This is a genomic window from Beijerinckia sp. L45 (assembly GCF_009765775.1).
Lineage (GTDB): Bacteria > Pseudomonadota > Alphaproteobacteria > Rhizobiales > Beijerinckiaceae > RH-AL1.
Map to the genome: position 1 here is coordinate 1 of NZ_LMUU01000094.1, position 5,243 is coordinate 5,243.

The 5,243-nt window shown below is 65.0% G+C and carries 5 protein-coding genes and 1 pseudogene; 4 read left to right on the top strand and 2 right to left on the bottom strand.

What is annotated here, in order from left to right:
- From GSQ79_RS28945 to GSQ79_RS09595, 4 genes and pseudogenes are all read left to right on the top strand, one after another.
- Positions 1–247 (top strand): annotated as a pseudogene (locus tag GSQ79_RS28945) (tRNA (N(6)-L-threonylcarbamoyladenosine(37)-C(2))-methylthiotransferase MtaB); the annotation flags it as partial.
- Positions 244–1,833, top strand: coding sequence for a bifunctional phosphoribosylaminoimidazolecarboxamide formyltransferase/IMP cyclohydrolase (purH, locus tag GSQ79_RS09585; RefSeq protein ID WP_158808494.1), 1,590 nt, complete (start codon positions 244–246; stop codon positions 1,831–1,833). The pseudogene GSQ79_RS28945 and the gene purH, both read left to right, overlap by 4 nt.
- 148 nt (positions 1,834–1,981) lie before the next feature.
- On the top strand, positions 1,982–2,269 hold the full coding sequence (locus tag GSQ79_RS09590) for a heavy metal-binding domain-containing protein (protein ID WP_158808495.1): 288 nt from the start codon (positions 1,982–1,984) through the stop codon (positions 2,267–2,269).
- 102 nt (positions 2,270–2,371) lie between these two features.
- A complete protein-coding gene (locus GSQ79_RS09595) occupies positions 2,372–3,058 on the top strand; it encodes a class I SAM-dependent methyltransferase (RefSeq protein WP_158808496.1) in 687 nt (228 codons plus the stop codon).
- Positions 3,059–3,074: 16 nt separating this feature from the next.
- Here GSQ79_RS09595 and GSQ79_RS09600 read toward each other — a convergent pair whose 3' ends face one another.
- Together GSQ79_RS09600 and prfA are read right to left on the bottom strand one after the other, a co-directional pair.
- Positions 3,075–3,920, bottom strand: a complete 846-nt coding sequence (locus GSQ79_RS09600) for a transglutaminase family protein (RefSeq protein WP_158808497.1) — start codon at positions 3,918–3,920, stop codon at positions 3,075–3,077.
- A 136-nt stretch (positions 3,921–4,056) separates the two neighbouring features.
- Entirely contained in the window at positions 4,057–5,133 is a 1,077-nt protein-coding gene (gene prfA / locus GSQ79_RS09605) for a peptide chain release factor 1 (RefSeq protein ID WP_158808498.1), read from the bottom strand.
- Positions 5,134–5,243 lie beyond the last annotated feature (110 nt).

The window sequence follows — 5,243 nt, forward strand, 5'->3', positions numbered from 1 at the left end:
GCCGCAGGTCGCGTCGCCACTCGCCAAGGAGCGGGCCCGCAGACTCCGCGAGGCCGGCGATGTCGCCCTGCGCCGGCATCTGCGCGGCCAGATCGGGCGCCGGCTTTCCGTTCTCGCCGAGCGCGGCGGCATCGGCCGCGCCGCGGATTTCACCCCTGTCGCGGTCGGCCGGGCCGAACCCGGCTCGCTGACCCCCATCACCATCGCCGGACATGACGGCCGCAAGCTCTTCGGAAGCCCGCTATGAACTCTGAACACCGGCGCATCGCGCGCGCGCTGATCTCCGTCTCCGACAAGCGCGGGTTGGTCCCGTTCGCCGAGGCGCTCGCGGCGCAGGGCGTCGAGCTGGTTTCGACCGGCGGCACGCACCGCGCGCTGCGCGAGGCCGGTGTCGCCGTGATCGAAGTTGCCGATCTCACCGGCTTTCCCGAGATGATGGACGGACGGATCAAGACGCTGCATCCCGCCGTCCACGGCGGCCTGCTCGCCATTCGCGAGAACCCGGAACACGAAGCGGCGATGCTGGCGCATGCCATCAAGCCGATCGATCTGCTGGTGGTGAATCTCTATCCCTTCGAAGCGACTGTCGCCAAAGGTGCAAGCTACGACGAGGCGATCGAGAATATCGATATCGGCGGGCCGGCCATGATCCGCGGCGCCGCGAAGAACCATGGCGACGTGGCTGTAGTGGTCGACCCCGACGACTATGATGCGCTGCTGCAGGAGATCGCCACTGAGGGCGGCACGGGCCTCGCGACGCGCAAGCGCTTGGCGCAAAAAGCTTTCGCCCGCACCGCCGTCTACGATGCCGCGATCTCGAACTGGATGGCGGATGTCATCGGCGAGGCCGCGCCGACCTACCGCGCCTTCGGCGGGACGCTGATCGAGGCGCTGCGCTACGGCGAGAACCCGCACCAGCAGGCCGCCTTCTATGCGACCTCGGCGCGCGAGCCGGGCGTCGCCACGGCGCGGCAGCTGCAGGGCAAGTCGCTCTCTTATAATAACGTCAACGACACCGACGCGGCGATCGGCCTCGTCGCCGAGTTTCCCGCCGCGCACGGGCCGGCGGTGGCGATCATCAAGCACGCCAACCCTTGCGGCGTGGCCACAGGCGCGACGTTCCTCGCGGCCTATGCGGCGGCCCTGCGCTGCGACCCCGTCTCCGCCTTCGGCGGCATCGTCGCCTTGAATGGTCGGCTCGACGCGGCGACGGCAGCGGAAATCGCCAAAATCTTCACCGAGGTGATCGTGGCGCCCGAGGCCGACGACGAGGCCATCGCGCTGCTCGCCGCCAAGAAGAACCTGCGACTGCTGCTCACCGGCGGCATGCCGGACCCGCGCGGCAGCGGCCTCACCTTCCGCCCGGTCGGCGGCGGCTTTCTGGTCCAGGGCCGCGACAATGCCGTCGTCGACGATCTCACCCTCAATGTGGTCACAAAACGCCAGCCGAGCGCCCGCGAACTGGCCGACCTGCGCTTCGCCTTTTCCGTGGCCAAGCACGTCAAGTCGAACGCCATCATCTATGCCAAGGACGGCGCCACGGTCGGCATCGGCGCGGGCCAGATGAGCCGGCTCGATTCGTCGCGCATGGCGGCGCTCAAGGCGATGGACGCGGCCAAGGCCGCAGGCCTCGAGACGTCGCTGGCGAAGGGGTCCGTGGTCGCCTCCGATGCCTTCTTCCCTTTCGCCGACGGGCTCTTGGCGGCCGCGGAGGCGGGTGTTACCGCGGTGATCCAGCCGGGCGGCTCGATGCGTGACGCCGAGATCGTCGCCGCGGCCGACGCCGCGGGCCTGGCGATGGTGCTGACCGGCACGCGACATTTCCGCCACTGATCGCGCAAATTGTCGGTAAACACTTAACCAACATTCAAAAAGCCGGGGAGCGGCCCAGGTCGGTCATTTTCTGTTCGGGTTCGATCCCTACATTCTTGGGAAAGGCGCAAACGACCCCCATCTGAGCGCTCCAGGAGATTCGAACCAAATGCTTACCAGTGAAAAAGACGCCATCGAAGGCGCCCGTGTTCTCTACCGTGTCGGCAAGATCAAGGCGGCTTCCGCTTGGCACGCATCCGGCCATACGCCGATGTCAAACAATTGGCGCGAGCGCGTGCTGCAGGATCTCATCCGCCGTGCGGAAGATGTCGATGCCGACGCGATCATCGGCGTCGACTACGAGATCGATGCCGTGACGCGTCGTGACGAAAGCGGCGTCGAGCTCGAGCGCGTGTGCGCCACCGGCATTGCCGTCCGTCTCGCCATCGCGGCGTAAGTCGTAAAAAATCAAACGTTTGACTGCAAAGAGCCGAGGCGTCATGCCTCGGCTCTTTGCGTTTAATACTCAGCACAAGAGTCGGCAACTCAGGAGTTTGGTATGGCGCGGGGACCAGCAGACGATCCCGTTCATGCGGGACAGGCGATCTATTCGCCGACCACGTTGGCCATTTATGACCTGGTCGTTCTGGGCATTTCCAATCCGTTGATCTGGCGCTGCCCCACACGCCGCATTCTGGCTTTGTACGACCGGCATGCGAGCGACGATCACCTCGATGTCGGCGTCGGCACGGGATGGTATCTCGATCGCTGCCGCTTTCCGTCGACCACGCCGCGGGTCGGTTTGCTGGATCTCAACCGCAGTTCGCTCGACGCCGCGTCAAGACGGATCGCGCGGTATCGGCCGGAGGTTTTTCAGGCCGACGTGTTGCAGCCCTTGACCGTGCAGACCGCGCCGTTTCGCTCGATCGCGCTCACTTACCTTCTGCATTGTCTGCCTGGCGCGATCGAACAAAAGGCTGTCGCATTCGACCACGTGGCGCCCATGCTCCACCGGGATGGCGTGGTCTTCGGCGCGACCATCCTTTCCGAAGGCGTGCACCGCTCTGCGGCGGCGCGGGCCCTCATGAGAACCTACAATCGGAAAGGCGTCTTCTCGAACGTCGCCGACAGCGTAACAGCACTCGATGCCGCCCTCAAGAGACGCTTCGCGTCCGTCGAGATCGAACTTGTCGGCTGTGTCGCGTTGTTTACCGCAAGCGGCGTCACGGCATCGGGACGAGCCTGAGAGCAGCCCTCACCGCTCAATAGGCAGCCTGCAGAGACGCGTCGGAATACACCTCTTCGCCGACCTCGTCCGTCCAAACCTTGAACGAATTGAGCACATGCGGCCCGAAGGATGTGGCGAGCGGGATGTCGGTGGCGTCGCGGCCGCGCGAGACCGTGATCCGACCGATGCGCGGCGTGTTGTGGCGCGCATCGAATAGGTACCAGCGGCCGCCGAGATAGACTTCGAGCCAGGCGTTGTAGTCCATCGGCGCGGGATCGCGCGGCACGCCGATGTCGCCCAAGAACCCGTTGGCGTAGCGGGTCGGGATATTCATGCAGCGGCAGAAGGCCACAGCGAGGTGGGCGAAGTCACGACACACGCCGACGCGCTCCTCGTACGCCTCGAAAGCGGTGCGGGTGCCGCGCGCATACTGATAGCCGAAGGTCAGGTGCTGGTTGACGAAGTCGCAGATCGCCTGGACGCGCCACCAGCCAGGCTGCGTATGGCCGAACAGCCCCCAGGCGATGTCGCTTAGCTTGTCGGTCTCGCAGTAGCGGCTGCCGAGCAGGTACACGAGATATTCCGACGGCACGTCGTACAGCGGGACCTCTTGCGCGTAGGGCGCATAATCTTGCGTCTCGCCATCGCTCTCGAACAGCGAGTCACGCGAAATGCGCAGGACGCCCTGCGGCGCCATGAAACGACGGACGGAATTGCCGAACGAGTCGATGTAGGTCGTCGACGGGATGAACGGATCGGTGCGGAAGACGCCGGGCACGCGGATCTGGTGCATGTGGTCCGAATGGGCGTCGAGCAGGCACACCATCATCACGGATTGGGGGCAGTAAAACTCGAGTTCGTATCCATAACGGATAAGCATGTCACCGGACTCCGACCGCGCTTTGAAGTGTGACGCCCGATGGTCAATGCAACGGACAGGCCAAAGACAAACACCTTTTTCACGCTGACGTTGCGCCGTCCAAGCGTTTTTTATTGTTCGTCTATGAAGACACAGATCAGTCCGATTGCGCCGCCAGAAGCGCCGCCTGATGCTCGGTCGTCAGGGCATCGATCACCTCGTCGAGCGCCTCGCCGGCGATGACCTTGTCGAGCTTGTAGAGCGTCAGGTTGATGCGGTGGTCGGTGAGCCGCCCCTGCGGAAAATTATAGGTGCGGATGCGCTCGGAGCGGTCGCCGCTGCCGACCTGCGAGCGCCGGTCCGCCGAGCGCTCGGCATCGAGCTTTTGCCGTTCCATGTCGTAGATCCGGGCGCGCAGCAGGGCCATCGCGCGGGCGCGATTCTTGTGCTGCGAGCGCTCCTCCTGGACGAAAATGATCGTGCCGGTCGGGATATGGGTGATGCGGATCGCCGACTCCGTCTTGTTGACGTGCTGGCCGCCGGCACCCTGGGCGCGCATCGTATCGATCTTCAGGTCCGCCTCGTTGATGTCGACGTCGACCTCTTCCGCCTGCGGCAGGACGGCTACCGTAGCGGCGGACGTGTGAATGCGCCCCTGCGTCTCGGTGTCCGGCACGCGCTGCACCCGGTGCACGCCCGACTCGAACTTCAATTTGGCGAACACGCCGGAGCCCTCGACCTCGGCGATGACCTCCTTGAAGCCGCCGGCCGTGCCTTCGCTGGCGGAGACGATCTCGACGCGCCAGCCCTTCAGCTCGGCGTAGCGCTGGTACATGCGGAACAGGTCGCCGGCAAACAGCGCCGCCTCGTCGCCGCCCGAACCAGCGCGGATTTCGAGGACGGCGCTTTTTTCATCAGCCGCATCCTTGGGCAGCAGCGCGACCTGCAGCTGGTTGGACAAAGCCTCGAGGCGAGCCTCGCCCTCGCGCCTCTCGTCGTCCGCCATCTCGCGCATTTCGGCATCGGTCGCGGAATCGGCGATCATCGCTTCGAGCCCGACGATCTCCTGCGCCTGCGTCCGGTACTCGCGGATCGCCGCCGTGACGTCCTCGAGCCCGGCCAGTTCGCGGGAAAGGGCGACGAAGGTGGTGGCGTCGTTGTTTTCGGACAGGCGCGCCGAAATTTCGTCGTGGCGGCGCAAAATGAGGTCGAGCTTGTCTTGGGGCAGTTGCATGGATGGGACGTAGCGAACGTGACGGGCCGGAACAAGGGGGATGCACCGGAGCGAGACGTATTGACGTCGAGAAGGGCGTCATCTCATATCGACCAGTCGAAAACGACCGG

Coding starts and splice junctions, on each gene's coding strand:
- GSQ79_RS09590 (WP_158808495.1), top strand. CDS start 1,982: ATGCTTACCAGTGAAAAAGACGCCATCGAAGGCGCCCGTGTTCTCTAC.
- prfA (WP_158808498.1), bottom strand. CDS start 5,133: ATGCAACTGCCCCAAGACAAGCTCGACCTCATTTTGCGCCGCCACGAC.
- GSQ79_RS09600 (WP_158808497.1), bottom strand. CDS start 3,920: ATGCTTATCCGTTATGGATACGAACTCGAGTTTTACTGCCCCCAATCC.
- GSQ79_RS09595 (WP_158808496.1), top strand. CDS start 2,372: ATGGCGCGGGGACCAGCAGACGATCCCGTTCATGCGGGACAGGCGATC.
- purH (WP_158808494.1), top strand. CDS start 244: ATGAACTCTGAACACCGGCGCATCGCGCGCGCGCTGATCTCCGTCTCC.